This is a genomic window from Mesorhizobium sp. WSM3873 (genome assembly GCF_001672445.1).
Taxonomy (GTDB): domain Bacteria; phylum Pseudomonadota; class Alphaproteobacteria; order Rhizobiales; family Rhizobiaceae; genus Mesorhizobium.
The window spans coordinates 264,009-285,459 of sequence record NZ_LYTM01000045.1 but is presented as its reverse complement, the minus strand read 5'-3'; the positions used below and the strand labels follow the sequence as shown (position 1 = coordinate 285,459).

The 21,451-nt window shown below is 61.9% G+C and carries 21 protein-coding genes and 1 tRNA gene; 8 read left to right on the top strand and 14 right to left on the bottom strand.

Annotated features, from left to right (window positions below):
• Nucleotides 1–463 precede the first annotated feature (463 nt).
• On the bottom strand, nt 464–3,841 hold the full coding sequence (locus A9K71_RS24350) for a response regulator (protein WP_245299755.1): 3,378 nt from the start codon (nt 3,839–3,841) through the stop codon (nt 464–466).
• A 641-nt stretch (nt 3,842–4,482) separates the two neighbouring features.
• Here A9K71_RS24350 and A9K71_RS24345 point away from each other — a divergent pair.
• Nucleotides 4,483–4,704 carry a hypothetical protein gene (locus A9K71_RS24345; RefSeq protein ID WP_067002082.1) on the top strand — a complete coding sequence of 74 codons (222 nt, stop codon included), beginning with the start codon at nt 4,483–4,485 and terminating at the stop codon, nt 4,702–4,704.
• Between the two features lie 87 nt (nt 4,705–4,791).
• Here A9K71_RS24345 and A9K71_RS24340 read toward each other — a convergent pair whose 3' ends face one another.
• The 6 genes from A9K71_RS24340 to A9K71_RS24310 form a co-directional block, all read right to left on the bottom strand.
• Nucleotides 4,792–5,097, bottom strand: a complete 306-nt coding sequence (locus tag A9K71_RS24340) for a hypothetical protein (protein ID WP_348627021.1) — start codon at nt 5,095–5,097, stop codon at nt 4,792–4,794.
• Between the two features lie 339 nt (nt 5,098–5,436).
• The gene (locus A9K71_RS24335; RefSeq protein WP_082980676.1) at nt 5,437–6,318 is read right to left on the bottom strand and encodes a glutathione S-transferase family protein; all 882 of its coding nucleotides are present in this window, start codon (nt 6,316–6,318) and stop codon (nt 5,437–5,439) included.
• A 114-nt stretch (nt 6,319–6,432) separates the two neighbouring features.
• Nucleotides 6,433–7,014, bottom strand: a complete 582-nt coding sequence (locus A9K71_RS24330; RefSeq protein ID WP_067002080.1) for a VOC family protein — start codon at nt 7,012–7,014, stop codon at nt 6,433–6,435.
• A gap of 769 nt (nt 7,015–7,783) precedes the next feature.
• Entirely contained in the window at nt 7,784–7,966 is a 183-nt protein-coding gene (locus A9K71_RS24320) for a hypothetical protein (protein WP_067002221.1), read from the bottom strand.
• A 213-nt stretch (nt 7,967–8,179) separates the two neighbouring features.
• Nucleotides 8,180–8,782: a hypothetical protein gene (locus tag A9K71_RS24315; protein ID WP_067002074.1), complete on the bottom strand. Its 603-nt coding sequence runs from the start codon at nt 8,780–8,782 to the stop codon at nt 8,180–8,182.
• 20 nt (nt 8,783–8,802) lie between these two features.
• Nucleotides 8,803–9,561, bottom strand: a complete 759-nt coding sequence (locus tag A9K71_RS24310) for a DUF4142 domain-containing protein (RefSeq protein WP_067002071.1) — start codon at nt 9,559–9,561, stop codon at nt 8,803–8,805.
• Between the two features lie 417 nt (nt 9,562–9,978).
• On the opposite strand from A9K71_RS24310, the gene A9K71_RS24305 reads away from it, so the two are divergent.
• Both A9K71_RS24305 and A9K71_RS24300 read left to right on the top strand, forming a co-directional pair.
• On the top strand, nt 9,979–10,431 hold the full coding sequence (locus A9K71_RS24305) for a YidB family protein (protein ID WP_067002068.1): 453 nt from the start codon (nt 9,979–9,981) through the stop codon (nt 10,429–10,431).
• A 597-nt stretch (nt 10,432–11,028) separates the two neighbouring features.
• A complete protein-coding gene (locus A9K71_RS24300; protein ID WP_245299753.1) occupies nt 11,029–11,316 on the top strand; it encodes a hypothetical protein in 288 nt (95 codons plus the stop codon).
• A 355-nt stretch (nt 11,317–11,671) separates the two neighbouring features.
• Here A9K71_RS24300 and A9K71_RS24295 read toward each other — a convergent pair whose 3' ends face one another.
• The 4 genes from A9K71_RS24295 to A9K71_RS24280 form a co-directional block, all read right to left on the bottom strand.
• Nucleotides 11,672–12,154, bottom strand: coding sequence for a pyridoxamine 5'-phosphate oxidase family protein (locus A9K71_RS24295; protein WP_067002065.1), 483 nt, complete (start codon nt 12,152–12,154; stop codon nt 11,672–11,674).
• 132 nt (nt 12,155–12,286) lie between these two features.
• Nucleotides 12,287–12,361, bottom strand: a tRNA-Glu gene (locus A9K71_RS24290).
• A gap of 85 nt (nt 12,362–12,446) precedes the next feature.
• Nucleotides 12,447–12,860 carry a VOC family protein gene (locus A9K71_RS24285; RefSeq protein WP_067002062.1) on the bottom strand — a complete coding sequence of 138 codons (414 nt, stop codon included), beginning with the start codon at nt 12,858–12,860 and terminating at the stop codon, nt 12,447–12,449.
• On the bottom strand, nt 12,857–13,240 hold the full coding sequence (locus A9K71_RS24280) for a fimbrial protein (RefSeq protein ID WP_067002059.1): 384 nt from the start codon (nt 13,238–13,240) through the stop codon (nt 12,857–12,859). Before A9K71_RS24280 ends, A9K71_RS24285 begins: the two co-directional genes overlap by 4 nt.
• A gap of 115 nt (nt 13,241–13,355) precedes the next feature.
• Here A9K71_RS24280 and A9K71_RS24275 point away from each other — a divergent pair, with 115 nt between their 5' ends.
• From A9K71_RS24275 to A9K71_RS24265, 3 genes are all read left to right on the top strand, one after another.
• Nucleotides 13,356–14,348 carry an RluA family pseudouridine synthase gene (locus A9K71_RS24275; RefSeq protein WP_245299751.1) on the top strand — a complete coding sequence of 331 codons (993 nt, stop codon included), beginning with the start codon at nt 13,356–13,358 and terminating at the stop codon, nt 14,346–14,348.
• A 210-nt stretch (nt 14,349–14,558) separates the two neighbouring features.
• Nucleotides 14,559–15,470: an RNA polymerase sigma factor RpoH gene (gene rpoH, locus A9K71_RS24270; protein ID WP_067002056.1), complete on the top strand. Its 912-nt coding sequence runs from the start codon at nt 14,559–14,561 to the stop codon at nt 15,468–15,470.
• 244 nt (nt 15,471–15,714) lie between these two features.
• Nucleotides 15,715–16,032 (top strand): hypothetical protein, encoded by a 318-nt coding sequence (locus tag A9K71_RS24265; protein WP_197504270.1) that lies wholly within the window; start codon nt 15,715–15,717, stop codon nt 16,030–16,032.
• Between the two features lie 297 nt (nt 16,033–16,329).
• Here A9K71_RS24265 and A9K71_RS24260 read toward each other — a convergent pair whose 3' ends face one another.
• The 3 genes from A9K71_RS24260 to A9K71_RS24250 all read right to left on the bottom strand — a co-directional run bounded on the left by A9K71_RS24260 (nt 16,330) and on the right by A9K71_RS24250 (nt 17,822).
• A complete protein-coding gene (locus A9K71_RS24260) occupies nt 16,330–16,989 on the bottom strand; it encodes a peroxiredoxin (protein WP_067002051.1) in 660 nt (219 codons plus the stop codon).
• Nucleotides 16,990–17,179: 190 nt separating this feature from the next.
• Nucleotides 17,180–17,545, bottom strand: a complete 366-nt coding sequence (locus A9K71_RS24255) for a cell division protein ZapA (RefSeq protein ID WP_067002048.1) — start codon at nt 17,543–17,545, stop codon at nt 17,180–17,182.
• Between the two features lie 4 nt (nt 17,546–17,549).
• Nucleotides 17,550–17,822: a DUF4164 domain-containing protein gene (locus tag A9K71_RS24250; RefSeq protein WP_040973690.1), complete on the bottom strand. Its 273-nt coding sequence runs from the start codon at nt 17,820–17,822 to the stop codon at nt 17,550–17,552.
• Between the two features lie 260 nt (nt 17,823–18,082).
• On the opposite strand from A9K71_RS24250, the gene tkt reads away from it, so the two are divergent.
• Together tkt and gap are read left to right on the top strand one after the other, a co-directional pair.
• Entirely contained in the window at nt 18,083–20,074 is a 1,992-nt protein-coding gene (tkt, locus tag A9K71_RS24245; protein WP_067002045.1) for a transketolase, read from the top strand.
• Between the two features lie 207 nt (nt 20,075–20,281).
• A complete protein-coding gene (gene gap / locus A9K71_RS24240; RefSeq protein WP_067002042.1) occupies nt 20,282–21,292 on the top strand; it encodes a type I glyceraldehyde-3-phosphate dehydrogenase in 1,011 nt (336 codons plus the stop codon).
• Nucleotides 21,293–21,451: the final 159 nt, after the last annotated feature.

The following is a 21,451-nucleotide window of genomic DNA, read 5'->3' as shown; positions in this document are numbered from 1 at the left end:
CCTGGTGAGCGCAATAGACTTCGATTATTACAGTCGCATGACAGTTTCGTGTCAGCCCGGTAACGCCTGAACAGGGATGCCTGGGGGGCCTGCGGCCGCCATTTGCGGACCGAGCCGAAGTTTGCTGCGGGAATCAGCAGCTTGTCGACTTTTGAATCAAAAATTATCCCGGCGGCCGGGATCTCCGGCCGCCGGTAAATAAAATCCGGACGAGAGCGCGTTGCCTGTGCGCCAGAGCGGATCATGGCCTGGCCATCGCCGAAAACAGGTCCGTTGGGGTAGAGTCGACGCTGTTCCTTGCCGGCGGTCGCTGCTCCCGCCCGTAACCGAAGGGCGGAATCGACAGGAACTATTGTCCTGACCTGGCCTTCGTTTTGTATGGTGCGATCACACCATATGTCTGCGTTGGACGCAGATGACGGGCCTCGTCGACGACGCCGTGAACGGCCGCGCAGAAAGGCTGTTATCCGGCGCTGCGGCGAACTTCCGCGCCCGACCCGAGCCATCTTTCAAGCTTCTCGAGCAGCGCCTTCGGGCTGATCGGCTTCGGCAGGTAATCGTCCATGCCGGCTTCCAGGCAGCGCTCGCGGTCGCCCTTCAGCGCATGCGCGGTGACGCCGACGATCGGCACATGCGTGCCCATCTCGGCTTCGAGCCGGCGGATGGCCGCGGTCGCCTCCAGGCCGCTCATCTCGGGCATCGACACATCCATCAGGATCATGCGCGGGTTGAGCCTGCCGAAGGCGTCCAGCGCCTTGCGGCCGTTGCCGACGATTTCGAACTGGTATCCGGTCTCGCCCAGGATTTGCGTGAACACCATCTGGTTCACCTCGTTGTCCTCGGCGACGAGAATGTCGAGCCCGCGCTCCGCGCCGGCCAGGCGTGGACGGGCACGCGCCGGCGGCGGCTGCAGCAGGACGCGATCGGCCACCGTCGCCTGCGCCGTGGACGCCGGCGGCGCGCCGGCCGCAGTCTCGACGCCGCCGATCAACGGCGGGTGGATGGCCGCCGTGCTGTGGCGATGACGCTGGATGGTGGCGACCAGCGTCTCCAGCAAGATCGAGGAGCGCGCCGGCTTGATCAGCTGCGCATCGATGCCGAGATCGCGGTAGGCGGCGCTGGCGAGCGACTGGTCGACCGAGGTCAGCATGATGATCGGCGTGTGCGCGAGGCCGGCGGTGTTGCGCACGATGCGCGCCATTTCGGCGCCCGTCATGCCCGGCATCTGGTAGTCGAGCACGACGCAGTCGACAGGCACGCCGTAAGCGGCAGCCGCAATCAGCACCTTCAGTCCCTCGCCGCCGCTTTCGGCCGCGCAGGAATCGAAGGTCCACGAAGCCATCTGCTCGCTGAGGATCGCGCGGTTGACGGCATTGTCGTCGACGATCAGCACGCGCGCGCCGGTCACGTCGACCGGCATGATCCGCTGCCCGCCTCGCTCGGCCCGCGGCAGCGTGACGGTGAACCAGAAGGTCGAGCCCTTGCCCTCGGCGCTGTCGACGCCGATCTCGCCGCCCATCAGCTCGACCAGCCGGGAGGTGATGGCAAGGCCGAGCCCGGTGCCCTCGTGCCGTCTTGTCGAGGAGGTGTCGACCTGGCTGAATTTCTCGAACACCAGCTTCAGCTTGTCTTCGGGAATGCCGATGCCGGTATCGGTGACCGAAATGGCGAGCTTCGTCCCCGACGGAACCCGCACGCCGGTCACGTCGACCAGCACATGGCCCTTGTCGGTGAACTTCACCGCATTGCCGAGCAGGTTGGTGACGATCTGTCGGATCCGGCCGACGTCGCCGACGAACTGCCCGTCGAGCCCGGGCTGGACGCGAACGATGAGCTCGAGGTCCTTTTCCTTGGCGCGCGTCGACACCAGCGTCGCCACATCCTCGATCGCCTCGGCAAGGTTGAAGGGCGCCGGGTCGAGCACGAGCTGGCCGGCGTCGATCTTGGAGAAGTCGAGGATATCGTTGATGATGGTGAGCAGCGCGTTGCCCGATTTGACGATGATGTCGGTGAACGTCTTCTGCTTTGGGTCGAGGTCCGACTTGGCGAGCAACTCGGCCATGCCGAGCACGCCGTTCATCGGCGTACGGATCTCGTGGCTCATATTGGCGAGGAACTCCGACTTGGCGCGGTCGGCAAGCACGGCGCGCCGGCGCGCCTCGCTGAGCTCGGCCTCGCGCTGTTTCAGTTCCGTTATGTCCGTGGTCGACCCGATCAGATAGAGCGAACCGTCCGACGCGATCATCGCGCCCTTGCGCGCGAACTGGTGACGCACGCTGCCGTCCGGCAGCGTCACCTGTTCTTCGATCTCCTGCGTCTCGCCGGTGCGCAGCACCGCCAGGTCGCCGGCGACGAAAGCTTCGCCGTCCGCGCCGAAGATCTCGACGTCGGTCTTGCCGATCGCCTCTTCCTGGCTGAAGCCGGTAAGATCGCACCAGCCCTTGTTGACGTAGAATTGCCTTAGATCCGAACGCTTCGCGTAGATCGACACCGGCACGTTGTCGATCAGGTTGCGGAACACCTCGTTCTCGCTCATGCTTTCCTTGAGTGCCCGCTCGCGCGCCTTGACCTCGGTGATGTCGGTGCTGGAACCGACCAGACGCACCGATCCGTCGGTCGCGACGAGGCGGCTCTTGCGCGTCATCAGCTGCCGCACCGTGCCGTCGCGATGGCTGACAGGCTCCTCGACTTCGCGCCCCTTGCCGGTCGCGATGACCTCGGCATCGTCATGGCTGTAGCTTTCGGCGTCCTCGGCGCCGAAAAGCTGCCGGTCCGTCTTGCCGATGACGTCTTCCTTGGCAATGCCGGTCAGCGCGCACCAGGCCTTGTTGACGAACTCGATTGTAAGATCCTCGGCCTTGATGAACGCCGCCACCGGCAATTCATCCATGACATGCCGGTAAAGGTCGATCTGCCGCATCGAGTCGCGCAGCGCCTTCTCGCGGGCCTTGATGTCGGAAATGTCGACGCGCACCCCTATGAAAGTGCCGTCGTCCGCTCTCATGTCGTAGACCTGGAACCAACGACCGTCGGGATTGAGCCGTTCATAGGACGAATTGGGCAGGTGGTAACGCTTCAGCATGGCGTCGAGCCAGCGTTCTTTGTCGACACCATAGAGATTGTCGATCTCGACGTCGCCGCTCGACCGGAAATAGCCGGCGGAATGACCGAGAGCGAGCGCCTCGCGTAAGGTGCGGCCCGGCTGCCAGGCCGGCTTCAGCGCCGGCAAACTGTCATGCAGCTTGCGGTTGGCGAAGACGAATTCATCGTGGCGGTCATAGATGATGACGCCGGCCGGCAGCGACTCCAGCACCGTGGCGAGATTCTTGCGCGCATCCTCTGCCTCGGTCTCGCGATGCTTCATGTCGGTGATGTCGACATAGGAGATCAGACGCTTGCCGCCGGCAAGCGGTGCCAGCGAGGCGATCAGCACGCGGCCGTCATTGCGCGGCAACTGCCTGGAACCGGCAACGCCCGCCCGGATTTCGGCCTCGCGCTCGGAGATGTGGCGTTGCCAGCCCACCTCGTCGGCACCATAGGGGTCGGCGTCGCGGCTGGCCTCCATCAGCTCGCGGAAGCCGCAGCCGGCAGTGGCGCGAAGCGGATCAATCTTCCAGAAGTCGTAGAAGGCGCGGTTGATGATCTCCGCCCTGAGGTCGGCATCGAGGACAATGACGCCGATCGGCATCGAATCGACCGTCAGGCGAAGATTGGCGAGCGCCTCCGAGGTCGCGGCCGCATGCTGATCGGGGGCGCGGGGGACCTCCGCCTCGCCGCGCTCGACCGCGCCTTCGAAAAAACGGGCGGCGCCCATCTCGAAAGTACCGTCCGTATCCGCCATCCCTACCCCCAGGCCGAACCCTCCCGGTTCGCCGGCGGAATGTGCCCGACAAGCATTAACGATCGGCTAACCTTAACGATTCGCAACCGAACACGCCCGATGCCGTTAACGGGTTTTAGTCGGACGCCGGTCCGATCTCGCTGCGGTAATCCGTCCGTTGGCGAACCCACCGCTGCCGGGCTATAAAATCGGTGGGGGTATAGCTGATGCTTGGTCGAATGCTGACTTTTGTTCTCTGTCCGGCGCTGCTCGCGGCGAGCGGCTGCACGCGCAGCGACGACGGAACCGTCATCATTCCAAGCCGGATGGACGTCAGGCGCATTTGGGACAAGGCCCCGCCAGGGACAACAGCTTCGCGGCAGATCGCGACGGACGTATTTCCCCAGCCGCCGAGCGCCCCGGTGAGTTCCCCCAGTCGAAGACGTGTTTCGACGGCCCCTTCCTTTCAGCCGGATTTGGCTGATGCGTCCTCCCAGCCACAGAAGGCGCTCGCCTGCCGGAATGTCAGCGAACCCGGCAAGCGCTATCGCGTGGTCTGCGAGTAGCGTCGCGGCTACGATCAAGATCGCTTGTTTCCTCACTGCGCGTGAAACCTTTGTGTGGCGTCTGGCGTTATCGGCGCAGCACGAAGGGGAGCGAAGATGTCTGTTCATTTCACCGTCTCAGGCCTGACCAGAAACCTGATCCATTCGCTTGGACTGGATCACGAGCGGGCCCCGAGGCGTCTGACACCCGAGCAAAATCTATTGCTGGAATGCTATCTGGCCGGACAAATTCCGGAATCGGCCTGGAGCGACTATGTCTTCGAGATGCCGCAACTGGAAAAACACGCCAATGCCCGCCGCGGGCGCAATCCGGCGTAGCGCTGTCCAGCAACAAAGCGCCACCTAGAAAGCATAGCCGTTTTCTGTTGGAAATCGGCGAAGGCGAAACTGAGCAACTTGGCAGTTCTACTGCTGAATTGCTTTGGCGTTGTCCTTCGGCGAATTGAATTGAAGCGTAAAGATCTTCCCGGGAATTCCTTTTGCGAGGTCCGGCGAAAAGCTGAGCGGCAGGCAATTTCGCAGGGCGGCGGTCGCCGCGTCGACATAGGCCTGACGCGCCTTGTCATCCCCGTTGACCTTGATGGCCGTTGGCTTCGGCGGGCCGATCAGCGTGCCGTCGCGCTTGAAGCTGAAACTCAAGGTGACCGAGGCAGTTCCGGCTTCGGCCGGCGGCGTCCAGCACGCCTGCAGCGCGGCGCCGACCTCGTTCATCGTGTTGAGCGATGCGGCATCTGCCGGAAAAGGCATCGCCAGCAGCGCGCCTGCGATCGCTGAAAGTCTAGCCGTGCTTCTCATGGCTCTGTCCTCGCCGCTTTCGCCCGTTCGCATGGTACGATCAACGACGCGGATGACAATAGAATTTCAACCGCGCCGGCAAACCGACAAAATCATGGTGTCGTGACGCTGGCGCGCCGGCGCAAAAGCAAAAGGCCGGCGCTGAGCCGACCTTTCCTTCTCCTCGGCAATCGCGCCAGTACATCCGTGGTCGCAGCGAGGACCGAGACACTAGACAAGGGTTTGGTTAACGAAACCCTAAACCTCGCGCATTTCTTAAGCCGTGGCCTGAGCCTTCACATGGGCGATGTAGCCGCGTACGTCGCCGGCCGGCTCAACATAGGCCTTGCCGAGCTTCTTCTCGATCGCAGCCATATAGTCCTTCGCCCAGCTGGGCAGCGCATAGTCGATGACCGCCAGAAACTCCAGTGTCGCCGCCAGACGGATGTCGGCGATCGACGGGTTGTTGCCGCCGATGAAAGGCTTGCCGTCCCTGAAGAAGCTATGAAAGACCTCCAGCGGCTCGGCGATTGCGGCGATGGCAGCCTTTTGCGCCTCCGATTTCTTGTCGGGATGGGCATCGCTGTGGCCGACCTCGCCGGCATATTGCGGAAAGCCAAGTGCCGGATAAGTGGCCCTGGCCACATAGGGATAGAGCGTTCCGACCAGGTAGAACATGGCGCTGTCGACCATCGCCCGCTTGGCCGGCGCCTTCGGATAGAACTTGTCCAGCCCGTGCTTGTTGGCGAGGTACTGCATGATTGCGCAGCTTTCCCAAAGCACGCCTCTGGGAAGTCCTTTGTCCTCGATCATCGGAGTCAGATGCGCCGGGTTCCGCGCCAGGAATTCCGGCGTGCGCGTCAGGCCCCAGGCGTCGGTCTCGGCATGGTCGAGCCCGGCCGCTCGCGTGAACACCCGGACCGTCATGTTGTTGACGCTGGGCCTAAGCATGCTGAGCTTGACCGCGGGCTTCTTCGCCGGCTTCGCCTTGGCTTTAAGCGCGGCCTTTGCCGTTGCTTTAGGCGCGGCTTTTGCCGTCGCTTTAGGCGCGGCTTTTGCCGTCGCTTTAGGCGCGGCTTTCGCCGTCGCGTTAGGCGCGGCTTTCGCCGTCGCGTTAGGCGCGGCCTTTGCGGCCCGCTTGACTGCTTTGGCCGACATCTTGGCGGCAGTCACCTTTGCCGCCGGCTTTGCGATCTTCGCTGCCGGCTTGGCGGCCGCCTTCTTCATTCCCTTCGTTGCAGCCTTTGCCATCTGGTCCTCCCTCTGACCTGTTCAGTATGGATTCTTCGCCGCCCGGTTCTCGGACAATGTTTCGCGCGATCGCTCGACCAGCGCCTGGATGGCGTCGGCAAGGTGCGCCTCGGCGATATTGTAGTCGCCGCGCGCAACGCGGATCTTGTGCGCCGCCATCAGCACGTCGGCATGGCTGAAGCCCGCGGGCGGCTCGAACCGGTAGGAGGCAAGCTCGATCAGCAGCCCAAGCGGATCCTCGAAATAGATCGAATCCATAAAGCCGCGATCCTTTACGCCGCTGTGCTTGATGGCGCGCTCGTCGAGCCGGCCGACTGCCTGCAGGAACGTCACGCGCGACACCGAGAACGCGATGTGGTGGACACAGCCCGTATCGGTCGGTGTGCGCCGCTTGACCGGGCTGCGGCTCTCGTCGGTGAAGACCGTGATCAGCCGGCCATCGCCCGGGTCGAAATAGAGATGGCTTTCGCTCGCTTTGTCGAGATTGGGCTGCTCGAAGATGAATGGCATGCCGAGCACGCCTTCCCAGAAATCGACGGAGGTCTGGCGATCGGCGCCGACCAGCGTGATGTGATGGACGCCTTGCGACTGCAGTTTTTGCATTGGCTCCTCCCGGCGCCGCCGCGCCTGCCGCCGGACGATGTGGTCAGGCAGCCTCTAAATCGGCGCCCGGCAGGCGACCGCCGCGCGGCTTCGCTCCCCTGGGTTCCGCATTCCGCATCCTGCTGGATCGCGGCCGAAACTTTGATTATCGGATGCTAATTCAATCCGAGGCGTTGCGCCAGAAGCGGCGACACGGCATCGCACCAGCAGGTCATCGCCGGCCGCAAGGAGGATGCGCAAGGCTCTGCTGCACCATGCTCGAGGGCCGGCCGGGCCAGCGGAACCGCCTGCCCGACACCGCCGTTTGCAACGATGGCATTGGCTGACGACATCCAAATGGCGTTCTGCAGGCCGAGCAGCACATCAAGCGCCAGCGCGCGCGCATCGCTGCGCTAAAGCGCTGTCGGTTACCGCGAGGCGAGGCGTCCAGCTTTCTGCAGTTGCTTGAAGACGCCCAATCGATCCACCTGCATCAGCTGTCGCTGTTGTTGGAGAGGGCGTCTCGTGAACGGACCCGAGCCGGCATTTTAGACTTGGCCGCTTGGTTCAGTGTCGGCAGCCTGCGGAAGCCTTATTTGTAGACCGTCCTTGAGGGCGCCCGAAATGGCGCCACCGCTACGCTTTCACGTCGCCGATCAGCGAAGCTTCTCAGCGATAGCGGCGACACTCACGCCGTCCTCGCGCCGCATGGCTCCTCATGGTAGCCCGCTCTCGGGTGTTACTACCCGCAGCGCGGACACTCTCTCAATCTACCTTCGAAGAAGAAGCACTACTCCGACTTCGCCGGGGTTTCTTTCTTGATTTCCGTCGATGTTGACGTGTCGGACTTGTCAACACTCGCCGTCTGCTGCGCGTCGACTGAGGCTTGATCCTTCGCGTGTGCCGGGCAATTGGCTGATGCTGCAGAGACGGACAGGCCCAGCGCTAAGATCGTTCCGAGGAAGGCTTTCATCATCATCCTCCTTTTGGCAAGTGACATAGCGTAACCCGCGCGTTGCGCGCCGCAAAATCACTTTTCACTCCCCGCATCACAGCTGGCTCGCGCGTCGAGGCCGCAGAGAACTTTATTGAGCGGATGGACCGAGCTGCGTTGCTCCGGGGATGGAGGCGCTGTCTACGCGCCAGAGCGTGAAGCCCCCAAGCCCTTCGCCTGGGGGCGATATGGTCAAACGCGATTTGCGTAGCGCGCCCGATCGCGTTCGATCTCGTCGGCGGTGTAGTTTTCGGCGCCAGCGTCAAAACTCGTCCAGCCGTCCGCTTCGTAGGCACTGCGGCGATCTTCCAAGTTCACCGATCTTGATTGACCGAGGATGCTCTCGGCTTCGCCGGCCAACGCGTCGCTAACCTTGGCCGTGACCAACGTCCCGCCGCGGCGCACACCTTCGGCGTAGACATGAGCATCCCTTTCCGGGACCCCGGAGTCGGTAAGGGCTCCGACGATGCCCCCGGCAGCTCCGCCGACAACTGCGCCTCCCAATGCGCCTGCAGCGGTAGCGGCGAGCCACCCTGCGGCGACAACAGGGCCCACGCCTGGGATAGCCATGATCCCTAGCCCCGTCAGCAACCCGCCGGCGCCGCCAATGAGGGCACCCACACCGGCACCGCCAGCCGCATCTTCGGCGGCATTCGAGCGATCATCTTGGTACCAGCCGGTCGAATTATTGGCGACGATGCTGATGTCGGAATGCGGAACGCCGATTGCTTCGAGTTCACCGACGGCATCGGAAGCGTCGTCATAATTGTCAAATAGTCCGGTCACGGTTCTCATGGTTGAACTCCAATCCGTTCTCAGTTGCTGCCGGCAACGACGTTGCCTTGATAATCGAGCGCCACGGTTGTCTTCTTTCCGTCCTTGGTGGCCTGACCGCGCCAGATGCCTTGATCGTCCTTGGTTAGCGCTGAGACATCCGAGAAGCCGGCATCCTGGATCCGGCTCTTGGCCTGGTCTTCGGTGAAGCTATTGGCGCCTGGCACCGGAGCAGCCGGATTTTTTGTGTCGGTCGTGGTGACGGCGGGAGTTGTCGAACTCGTCGTCGTGCCGGTCTCATCGTCCATGGTGGAAGCGATCTTCTCGATCATTTCCTTATGCATTTTGAGTGTGGGCAAGGTCTCCGAAGCGAACGCCTTGAGCTGGGGATTGTCGCCATCCTTGGCGTAGTTCTCGAACAGCTCCACGGCATCCGCGTGCGCATCACGCTGCATCTGCACATAGGTCTTTTCGACCTGATCCTTGCCGTTCTGAAGGGCGTCGAGGTCGCTCTTGTGCTTGGCATCCGTCTCGGCGGGCACTTTGAGCTTCTGCTCGCCGGCAATCGTTTCGAGTTTTGCATTGGCCGCCCCATGCTCGTCGATCATCTTTTGGGCGAAGTCTTTGACCGCCTGATCCTCGGCTTTGCCTTGGGCGATCTTACTCGACTCGACCTCGAACATCCCCCCGTTGGCAGCCTTGTCGACGAACCCCTGGGCGTCGTCGGCGGCAAAGGCAGGCACTGCGAATGTGATGGCGGCGGCTGTGGTCAGCGCAACCAGTAGATGGCGATTTTTCATGGAGAAGTTCCTAGTTGGGCAGATGTGCTGCAAACCCAACAAGCGTCCGACACCTTTGTTCCGAGCGCTGTTTGATTTAGCCGAGGAGTACCGGCATTCTTTTCCCTAGGACCCGGCTGCCGGGTTTTCGGTCCCGCCACGCTCCTGAACAAAAGCCAATAGGGATCGCGGCCAGCAGGATTCTTTCAGTATGGCTTGTCGCCAATGGCAAGCAGGTTGAAGGGGGTGCCACCGGAGATTTTTGCGGCTTTCCGAGCGGCCTTCGTCCAGGACTTTATGCGTCTAAATCAAGCGGCTCGTGATCCAGCCTGTTGATTGCAAGATGACCTCGCTTGCTGGCCTCTCGGCAAACTTTTCACGTTAGACGGAACCTTCGTGATCACCGGCTCTTCCCTTGTAATTGCTGGGAGGCAATCAATGGCAAACCTGGGAAGACTGGCTGTCGCCATATTGGGCATTCTCGCCTACCAAAATCGCGACAAGATCGGAGAGCTGCTCCGTGGCGCGGGAAATCGCGATCCAAATAGTCTGCAGGGAGGGATCTTGGATCAACTGTCCAAAGGCGTATCGGGGACGGCGCTTGGGGATATTGTCGACCGCTTCAGAAATGCGGGAGCCGGTTCCAAGGTGGATTCTTGGGTTAGTAGCGGACCCAACCAGCCGATCGAGCCGAAAGATGTCGAGGCGGCAATAGACGATGAAACACTGGCTTCTCTTTCAATGCAGACCGGCTTGTCCCGCGATGAGCTGATAGCCAGGATAACCAGGGACTTGCCCGAGGCGGTCAACAAGCTGACGCCCAATGGCGAACTGCCACCCGCGGGGCCCGACGATGTCACCCTGCTCGATCCGGTGCCACCACAGCGTTGATGGCGCGGCAAGGTCACACTCCAAGTCCGTCAGCGTTTGCGAAAAGCCTGTCTTGAGAAGCGCGAGGACTTGCAACGGTCATGGCGCAACTCATCCCGCTTTCGCAGGTGAGCGGTTTGCCGCTTCCGTTTGGGAGCGTGCTGACTATGAGCGGTCAATCCCATCAGGGGTGTAGCCGCAGAGGCAACCAAAGGTCCCTCGCTTGCGCTCATTAATCGCGACGGCGTTTATTAGCTACGCCTAAAGTTCTGATGTCAGCCGTCGAAAGGTGGCGCATAGTACAGACTTGCCCCTTGCCCACATGGGGTAAAAGGCCCGGCCTGTCTGCCTAGGTCCCCGATCACGCAGGCCGGGCGCCCCCATCTTTAGGCTGCACTGTTCCGCGCCGCCTTTTTTAGCAAGCGCGATAGATTCACGTCGTGAAGCTCCTGAATGCTTTGAAGAAGAGCGCCTTGGCGGTGGGCAATTCGAGGCGTTGTAGTTCGGCTGGGGAACAAGGGAGCGTTAGCTCGCATGGTGGAGGCCACTGAACAGGCAGCGGAGCTATCCGTCTTTGCGCCTACTGCAGATAGATGAGCCGCTTCTCCAATCGATACGATGAATCGCATCATTGCCCGATGCTACTTTGAGGAGGCAACCGGTTTTGCAGCCCTAGCAGCCAATAGGCTTGAGGGGTTGGATATGAGCAGAACAACTCTCGTTGCGATTGCTTTCCTCGTCATCAGCATCGGCCCGACCGAAGCCAATGGCCATAAAGTTTTGCCGGTTTGCACCGCGTCGAGCTCACTGTCCGAGGTCTTGCATGGCAAGTGTTTTCTCGTCAAAGGCTCGATGATATATGGCGACATCGCCGATCTTTCCCAGATAATCCAATTGGGATGGTAGCCAAGGCCGAATCGGTGCCTAGACGCTATCGCATGACTGAGCCACGCCGTTTCTTACCGGGAAATAGCGGAGCGCCTTCCTCTCATGGGGAGCGGAGAAACAGGGGCTTCAAAGCCCATGGGCAAAAAAGCGCCGCTCCGATATCGAGTATAACGCCAGGCGCGCGCCAGTGGCGGATTCGTGCGCCTATCTTCCATCCCGGCGCGTAACGCATTGCCGCCGCAAACTGGCGCGGTTCATTCTGGTCGCGAGCCCATAGAGTGGATGCGTGGTTGCATTCCAGGCTGGAGGCCTTTGCCGCATCAACCGAAAATCAAGCAGAAATACGCGGCCGACAGCCTGTCGCGACCGGCCCCTAAAGGTCGACCTTGGCGACATTATCCTTGTATTCCTGCTTCGGGTCATATCCGAGCAGCATCTTGATGCCCGAAACCACGCTCGACGCATCGAGCCAGATTTCGGCTCGGTCCGGATCGAAGCGCAACAGCGTGAGTTTCGGATCGTCTTTGCCGCCCTCGAACCATGCTTCGACATAGGGGTTCCAGAGCCGATCGATCACAGCCCGATCATTGTCGACGCGAAGCTTGCCCTGCACCGTTGCGAAGAGGTCATGTCCCTTGGAGACGAACGTGGCCGTTGCCTGGTCGCCGCCGGAAAGGCCCATCGGAAGCTCCGTGTCTTTCGCCGTGAAAAACCAGATCGGACCGGTATCGTCCTTCTCCAGTTGTGCCGTCATGGGCCGAGGGATGATGTTGGAGCCGTCGAGGCCGATCATCATCGTCATGTCAGATTTCAGTGCTTTCCAGAATTTCGCTTCGAGCTCAGCGGGTGTCGGCATGTCTCATCCTTTCACTGAAAGAAAGGCAAACGGCCGACGGTGCTGTGTGTTCCTTCGCGCATTGCCTGGCTAAGGCTTCTCGATCGCTATTCGACGCGTCGTCGTTCAAAGCAGCTAAATTATTGGAATCAATGGTACGCCCAAGGGGAATCGAACCCCTGTTCCCGCCGTGAGAGGGCGGTGTCCTGACCGCTAGACGATGGGCGCGCTCAAGAACCGGCTACATAGGATGAAGGCCGGAAAAAAGCAACTGGGGTTTCGGACTGTTCGCGGACTTTGCGGACTGCCCTCGTCAACCCTGCCGTTTCGGCTCGATCAGATCCCAGAGATTGCCGTAGAGATCGGCAAACACCGCCACCGTGCCATAGGGCTCGAAGCGCGGCGCCTCGCGGAATTCGACGCCCCTGCCAAGCATCGCCTGATGGTCGCGGGCGAAGTCGTCCGTTTCGAGAAAAAGAAACACCCGGCCGCCGGTCTGGTCACCGATGCGGCTTGCCTGCCTCTCGCCGGAGGCTGCCGCCAAGAGCAGCCGCGCGCCCTGCCTGTTTGCCGGCGTGACCGTCACCCAGCGCTTGCCGCCGCCGAGGTCGACATCCTCGCTCAGCACAAAGCCAAGCCGCTCGACATACCAGGCTATCGCCTCGTCATAGTTTTCGACGACGAGCGCCACGGTCGCAATGCTGCGGTTATCGGCAAAGCCGCTCATTTGTTCCGAATCGCGAACTGGCCGATGACGCGGCGCTCGGCAATGTCGTAGAGAAAGATGGAACGGCTGCCGTCGGCGAGCTCGGCATCGATCGACAGGCGGTTGCCGGACAGTGCCTGACTGACGACCTTGGCGCCGACCGGCAGCACGATATCGCCGGAGAGGGGCGCGCCGGCCGGAGCCTGGACATCGCCGGCATGCACCGATCCGGCGCCGGGCGCATTGCGGGCTTTGTAGACAAGGGCTCCGATCACCACCATAAGGGCGAGGAACAGAAGACCGAGATTGACGATCATGAAGCGGATGAGTTTCCGGCGCACTTTTTCGGCCGCAGGGTCGAGCGGCTTCTCCTCATCTTCTTCGGCGATCGGCCGGGCCATGACTAAACAATCCGCAACGGGTTTCGATGAGCGCTCATAGCGAAGAGACCTCGATTTTGATAGGGCCCCGATTTTGAGACAGGATGAATTGCCGGGCGATGAGTTGGATGGAGCGGTGGAGCTGGAAACCGGCGCCGATGCCGCAGGCCAGCGCCTCGACCAGTGGCTCACCGCCCAGCTCGGCCCGGAGATCTCACGCAGCCGCGTGCAGGCCCTCATCAAGCAGGGTGCGGTTACGATCGCCGGCAAGCCGGTCGAAGAGGCAAAGCGCAAGATGGCGCCGGGCGAGCGTGTCGCGGTCATCATGCCGCAGCCGGAGCCTGCCGAGCCGCAAGGCGAGGCCATTCCTCTCGACATCCTTTACGAGGACGACGAGCTGATCGTCGTCAACAAGCCGGCGGGGCTGGTTGTGCATCCCGGCGCCGGCAACTGGACCGGCACACTGGTCAACGCGCTGATCCATCATTGCGGCGACAGTCTTTCCGGCATCGGCGGCGTCAGGCGACCGGGCATCGTCCACCGGCTGGACAAGGAAACCAGCGGCGTCATGGTGGTGGCCAAGACCGACCGCGCCCACAAGGCACTGTCCGAGGCCTTCGCCGATCATGGCCGGACGGGCGACCTCGAACGCGCCTATCTGGCGCTGGTCTGGGGCATTCCGCAGCGGCCGACCGGCACCGTCGAGGCCGCGCTCGGCCGCGCCGCCGACCGGGTGCGGCGCGCGGTGGTTCCCGAAGGCCGGGACGACGCCCGGCATGCCGTCACCCATTTCACCGTCGTCGAGCGTTTCGGCGGGCGGCAGAAGGAATTCACCACCGCAAGTCTGATCGAATGCCGCCTCGAGACCGGCCGCACGCACCAGATCAGGGTGCATATGGCGCATATCGGTCATCCGGTGGTCGGCGATCCGGAGTACGGCCAGGCCTTCCGCACCAAGGCCAACCGGCTGCCGGAACCGCTGAAAGGCGAGGTCAAGGCATTTTCCAGGCAGGCGCTCCATGCCTGGCTCCTTGAATTCCGACACCCGACCACCCATCTACCGATGCGGTTCGAGGCGCCGATGCCGAGGGACATGGAGGAACTTGTCGGCGGCTTTCGAATGCTCTGAACCGCCATCAAGACGCTTCAAACCAGCCATCAAAAAACCTGACTGGCGTTGTTCACTTCAGCGTGACACACTGTTTCGTGTTGAACAAATGCCTGTCCTTTCTGGTTTTGTTCCTATATACAGCAGTTGCCGCGAGTGAGCCGATTGGCATTCGCGTCACATGCCCGCCGCGTTACGGGGGCATCACTCCAATAGAGAGGGGGCGCTATCATGGCCCAGTCACTACCCAGTATCGTTTCCGGTGAAGGCGGTCTCGCCCGCTACCTGGAAGAAATCCGTCGCTTTCCGATGCTTCAGCCCCAGGAAGAGTACATGCTCGCCAAGCGTTATGCCGAGCATCAGGACACTTCCGCCGCGCACAAGCTCGTCACCAGCCATTTGCGGCTCGTCGCCAAGATTGCCATGGGCTATCGCGGCTACGGCCTGCCGATCGGCGAGGTGATCTCGGAAGGCAATGTCGGCCTCATGCAGGCTGTCAAGAAATTCGAACCGGAGCGCGGCTTCCGGCTCGCCACCTACGCTATGTGGTGGATCAAGGCCTCGATCCAGGAATACATCCTGCGCTCGTGGAGCCTGGTCAAGATGGGCACCACCGCCAACCAGAAGCGCCTGTTCTTCAACCTGCGCAAGGTGAAGGGCCGGATCCAGGCGCTCGACGACGGCGACCTCAAGCCCGACCAGATCGCCGAGATCGCCACGCGTCTCAACGTTTCCGAGGCCGAAGTGGTATCGATGAACCGTCGCCTGTCGGGCGACGCTTCGCTCAATGCCCCCATCAGGGCGAGCGAAGGTGAGTCCGGCGAATGGCAGGACTGGCTGGTCGACGACCACGAAAGCCAGGAGGAGATGCTGATCGAGCAGGACGAGCTGGAAAACCGGCGCTCGATGCTGTCGGGCGCACTGTCCGTGCTCAACGACCGCGAGCGGCGCATCTTCGAGGCGCGTCGTCTGGCCGAAGAGCCGCTGACGCTGGAAGAGCTGTCGGCCGAGTTCGACATCAGCCGCGAGCGCGTGCGCCAGATCGAGGTGCGCGCCTTCGAGAAGGTGCAGGACGCGGTCAAGGCCGCGGCCAAGCGTCAAAATCAGGCGCTGCGCACCATCGAAGCGCAGCCGGCGGCGTAAAAGCTCGAGGCATTACGCAAAGACAAAACGGCGGCGCCAGCGTCTGGCGCCGCCGTTTTTTAACGTTGCAACACCTGCGCTTTGGCAAGCTTCGCAAAGGCAGATGCAAATGTCTTCCCGCCAAGACAAGAAGAGAATTTGGCACGTTTGCGAGTTGCACCGCCAAAGCCTTGGCAAATGTTGCTATCCGTATTACGACAGGTATCGGCGTAGGAAATTTAGCGCTCTGAACGAGCAGACACATGTGCAGAGCGATGCGTCAATGAAAAATGTTCAGTTAATCGATGGCGCCGACAACACCGCGTACAATATCTATGCAGTTTCAGATGAAGATTTTGAGTTAATTTTTCCGAATGGTCAGGATATCGAGTTCATTGAGGATTTCTTTAAGCGCGTTGGGAGCAAAAGGGCGAAGCAGGTTCAAGAAAGTTTAAGTAGAGGTTTACAAAGAAAAACCGAAGTTAATGGTATACACGGAACACTGTTCTATCAGCTAAAACGGCAGAAGAAGCGCTATTACCCAAACAAAAAGTTTTCAGACGACCCTTCATCGACGCGTTGATCGTACGCGAGCAGTCAGAATTGGTATATTAACTCGTCGACCTCCGGCTTCGCGCTTTTGCGGTCCGACAATACGTTCCAACGCCTGCGATTGGCGAAGGCGGCGAAACAAGCCCTTTCTCCCCGTCACGATACGGGGAGAAATGTCCGGCAGGACAATGAGGGGCAGCGCCGACGCTGCAAGGTTGATTGCTCAGCAAAAATCTCCGAGCAGCTTGGCGCTCATCTATCGAACGCCGCGCCGCCCCTCATCCGCCTTTCGGGCACCTTCTCCCTGTGGGACGGGGAGAAGGAAAGCTCACGCTGTCGGCTGCTTGGTCTTGCGCAGATACGGCAACACCGTCTCGTAGGCGCCGAAGCGCTTGATCGCGTCCTCGTTGGAGACGGCGGCGGTGATGATCACGTCCTCGCCCTGCTTCCAGTTTGCCGGCGTCGCGACCTGGTGCTTGGCGGTCAGCTGGATGGAATCGATGACGCGCAGGATCTCATCGAAGTTGCGGCCGGTGGTCATCGGATAGGTCAGCACCAGCTTGATCTTCTTGTCCGGGCCGATGACGTAGACCGACCGCACGGTGGCGTTGTCGGCCGGCGTGCGCCCTTCAGAGCTCTCGCCGGCGCCCGCCGGCAGCATCTCGTAAAGCTTGGCGACGGCGAGATCCTTGTCGCCGATCAGCGGATAGTTCACCGTCTGGCCGGTAGCTGTCTTGATGTCGGCCTGCCACTTTTCGTGGCTCGACACCGGATCGACGGAAATGCCGATGATCTTGACGTTTCGCTTTTTGAATTCGCCCTCGAGCCCGGCCATCGTGCCGAGCTCGGTCGTGCAAACCGGCGTGAAGTTCTTCGGATGGCTGAAGAGCACTGCCCAGCCGTCACCGATCCATTGATGGAAATTGATCGTCCCTTGCGTGGTCTCGGCCGTGAAATCCGGCGCGATATCGTTGATACGAAGGCTCATCGCGGGCTCCCTACCCTGTGACATGGCGCCGGCATGGGCCAACCCCAGCGGCGCGCGTCAGCTTCTATACCGCCGGAAGGAACGGTTCAAAAGGCTTGTGTCTGCAAGCGTGATCGGAACGACGGAAAAATTTCTGCTTTTCCTGGAAAAGACAGCAGAATTTCCATAGCGGACGCAGGGGATTGGTGGCTTAAGCCTTCTTCACCGCCAGCGTCGTCGCAAGGTCTTCCATGCGCTGCGCAAGTGCCGCGAGCGCGGTCGTCAGCACGCTGTCGCTCTTGTCGGCCTTGGTCAGCGCCTCGTCGCGCGTCTTGCGCAGCGTCAGCACCTCGCTCTCCATGCCCTTGACCCGCTTGTTGAGCTCCGAAAGCTCATCCATCACCATGATGCCGGCCATGACCGTCAGCCGCTGGTCGCCGATCTCGCCGAACGAATCCTTCAAATGCATGACATACCGGTCGAAGCGCTCGGCGAGGTCGATCAGATGCTCTTCCTGGCCCTCGTCGCAAGCCATCCTGTACTGCTTGCCGTCGATGGAAACGGTGACCTGTGCCATTGGCTTACCTGTCCAGTACCGCGCGAATGGTTTCCATGGCGGTCACCAGCCGGCGCGACACTTCCTTGTTGGCGTCTTCCAGCCGTTCGGCGCGCGCCTCGGAATTGTCGAGCTCCTGCGCCAGCCGCGAGCGGTCGGCGTTCATGCGCTGCACCTCAGCCTCGGCTTCGGAATAGTCGCGCTCATGCTCGAGCCGCGCCGCGACGGCGTTTTCCAGTCCCTCCATGGCTTTGCCTAGCCTGGCGATGACTTCCTTGAGGGTCGTTTCCCCGGTCATGGCCTTCGTCCTATGCCCTGCCCGTCACCGAATCGCTCGCGTTCAGAACGCGTTATCTCGGAAAGATTAGGCGCCGGGTGAAGCGCGCGTCAACAAAGCTCTCGCGACTGTCCCCCGCTAACGCTAATGTAGCGTCGCCGGCGCCTTCACAAGGCCGGCAAAAAAGCACCGATTTGTTGACTCAAAGGCCGCGCCTGCTATGTGTCGCGCACCCTTTCCACGGGCTCTCCCAAGGCTCCAACCCCTATTCCGGAGGAAGCATGACCTCGCGTGAACAACATGATCGGATGGCCAATGCGATCCGTTTTCTTTCCATGGACGCCGTCGAGAAGGCCAATTCCGGCCACCCCGGCCTGCCCATGGGCTGCGCCGACATCGCTACGGTGCTGTTCACCCGCTTCCTGAAATTCGACGCCAAGGCCCCGCACTGGGCCGACCGCGACCGTTTCATCCTGTCGGCCGGCCACGGCTCGGTGCTGCTCTATTCGCTCCTGTACCTCACCGGCTACGAGGACATGACGATCGACCAGATCAAGAATTTCCGCCAACTCGGATCTAGGACCGCCGGCCATCCCGAATACGGCCATGCCGCTGGCATCGAGACCACCACCGGTCCGCTCGGCCAGGGCCTCGCCAACTCGGTCGGCTTCGCGCTCGGCGAGCGCATCATGAACGCCGCCTTCGGCAACGACCTTGTCAACCACTACACCTATGTGCTGGCCGGCGACGGCTGCTTGATGGAGGGCGTCTCCCAGGAAGCCATCGCGCTCGCCGGCCATCTCAAGCTCAACAAGCTGATCGTCTTCTGGGACAACAACAACATTTCGATCGACGGCCCGGTCTCGCTCGCCGACAACACCGACCAGGTCGCCCGCTTCCAGGCCAGCGGCTGGAACGCCAGCCACATCGACGGCACCGATCCGGAAGCCATCGCCTACGCCATCGAAGCCGCCCGCCATTCCGACAAGCCGACGATAATCGCCTGCAAGACGACCATCGGCTTCGGCGCCCCGACCAAGGCCGGCACCAACAAGGCGCATGGCTCGCCGCTCGGCGCGGACGAAATCGCTGGCGCCCGCAAATTCTTCAACTGGGAATCGCCGCCCTTCGAGATTCCGGCCGACATCCTCGACGCCTGGCGCGGCGTCGGCACCGCCGGCGCCAAGGCGCGCGCCGATTGGGAAGGCCGCCTTGCCAAGGCCGACGCCAAGCTGAAGGGCGAATTCGAGCGCCGCCTCGCCGGCAAGCTGCCGGACAATTTCGACGCCGTCATCGCCGAGTACAAGAAGAAGCTCTCGGCCGACAAGCCGAAGGTGGCCACCCGCAAGTCCTCGGAAATGGCGCTGGAAGTGATCAACGGCGCTGTTCCCGAAACCATCGGCGGCTCGGCCGACCTCACCGGCTCCAACAACACCAAGACCAGCCAGACCAAGAACATCACTCCGGACGACTACGGCCAGCGCTATGTTCATTACGGTATCCGCGAGCACGGCATGGCGGCGGCCATCAACGGGTTGACGCTGCATGGCGGCCTGATCGCCTATGGCGGCACCTTCTTGTGTTTTTCGGACTATGCCCGCCCTTCGATGCGCCTTGCCTCGCTGATGGGCATCCGCTCGATCTTCGTCATGACCCATGACTCGATCGGCCTCGGCGAGGACGGCCCGACCCACCAGCCGGTCGAGCATCTGGCCGCACTACGCGCCATTCCGAACCACAACGTCTTCCGCCCGGCCGACGCGGTCGAGACGGCGGAATGTTGGCAGCTGGCGCTGGAGTCCGAAAAGACGCCTTCGACGCTCGCGCTGACCCGCCAGAACCTGCCGACCGTGCGCAGCGAACACAGCGAGAAGAACCTCAGCGCCTCGGGCGCCTATGAGCTTGCCGCGGCAAACGGCGAGGCGGCCGTGACGATCTTCGCCACGGGCTCGGAGGTCGAGGTCGCCCTTGGCGCCCGCGAGTTGCTCGAAAAACACGGCCATCCGACCCGCGTCGTATCGGTGCCCTGCTTCGAGCTGTTCGACCAGCAGGACGAGGACTATCGCAGGAAGACCATCGGCAACGCCAAGGTGAAGGTCGCTATCGAGGCCGGCATCCGCCAGGGCTGGGACCACCTGATCGGTATCGACGGCATCTTCGTCGGCATGACCGGCTTCGGCGCCTCCGGCTCGATCGAGCAGCTCTATCCGCATTTCGGCATCACCGCCGAGGCCGCGGCCAAGGCCGTGGAGGCGCGCCTGCACGGCAAGTGAGCCATCGCATGTCGCTCAAAAGCGCGCAGCGATCTCGAGCGGCATGCATAAAAAGCAACGCCCCGTCCGGCGAAGCCCATTCAAAGGATGTCGCCGGACTGGACCAACCTAATCGATTTAAATTCCGGCTTCTGCGGCTGGATTCTTTGCACGCCCGCCGCTATGAAGCAGCGGACCCATCCACTTTCCAGCCCCTGGGAGAGAAACATGACCGTCAGAGTTGCCATCAACGGATTTGGCCGCATCGGCCGCAACATCCTGCGCGCCATTCATGAATCCGGCCGCAAGGACATCGACGTCGTCGCCGTCAACGACCTCGGCCCGGTCGAGACCAACGCGCATCTGCTCCGCTACGACAGCGTGCATGGCCGCTTCCCGCATGAGGTGACGGTCGACGGCGACCAGATCTCCGTCGGCAAGGAGAAGTTCAAGGTCACCGCCATCAAGGATCCGACCCAGCTGCCCTGGAAGGATCTCGGCATCGACATCGCGCTCGAATGCACCGGCATCTTCACCGCGCGCGACAAGGCTGCCGCGCATCTGACGGCCGGCGCCAAGCGCGTCATCGTCTCGGCCCCGGCCGAAGGCGCCGATCTCACGGTCGTCTACGGCATCAACCACGACAAGCTGACCAAGGACCACGTCGTCATCTCCAACGCGTCCTGCACCACCAACTGCCTGGCGCCGCTTGCCGCCGTGCTGCACGAGACCGTCGGCATCGAGAAGGGCATGATGACGACGATCCACTCCTACACCGGCGACCAGCCGACGCTGGACACCATGCACAAGGACCTTTACCGGGCCCGCGCCGCGGCACTGTCGCAGATCCCGACCTCGACCGGTGCCGCCAAGGCGATCGGCCTGGTGCTGCCCGACCTCAAGGGCAAGCTCGACGGCATCTCCATCCGCGTGCCGACCCCGAACGTCTCGGTCGTCGATTTCAAATTCATCGCCAAGCGCTCGACCACCGCGCAGGAGATCAACGAAGCGCTGATCGCCGCCTCCAAGGGCAAGCTGAAGGGCGTGCTCTCGGTCACCCATCACCCGAACGTCTCGATCGATTTCAACCACGATCCGCACTCCTCGATCGCGGCGCTCGACCAGACCAAGGTCATGGACGGCAACTTCGTCTCGGTACTCTCCTGGTACGACAACGAATGGGGCTTCTCGAACCGCATGGGCGACACGGCTGTCGCCTTCGGCAAGACCATCGCCTGACCTCAGGGCTTCCTTTTTGATCGTGTGAAACGCCCGGCTTCGGCCGGGCGTTTTCGTTCGACGCAGCGGCATGGGGCAAAAAAGCCACGCTGCCGCCTTGCACTGGTCATGTGTTCGCCCCACTCTGCCGTAAAGCGGGAGGGACGCGGATTTGAGGGG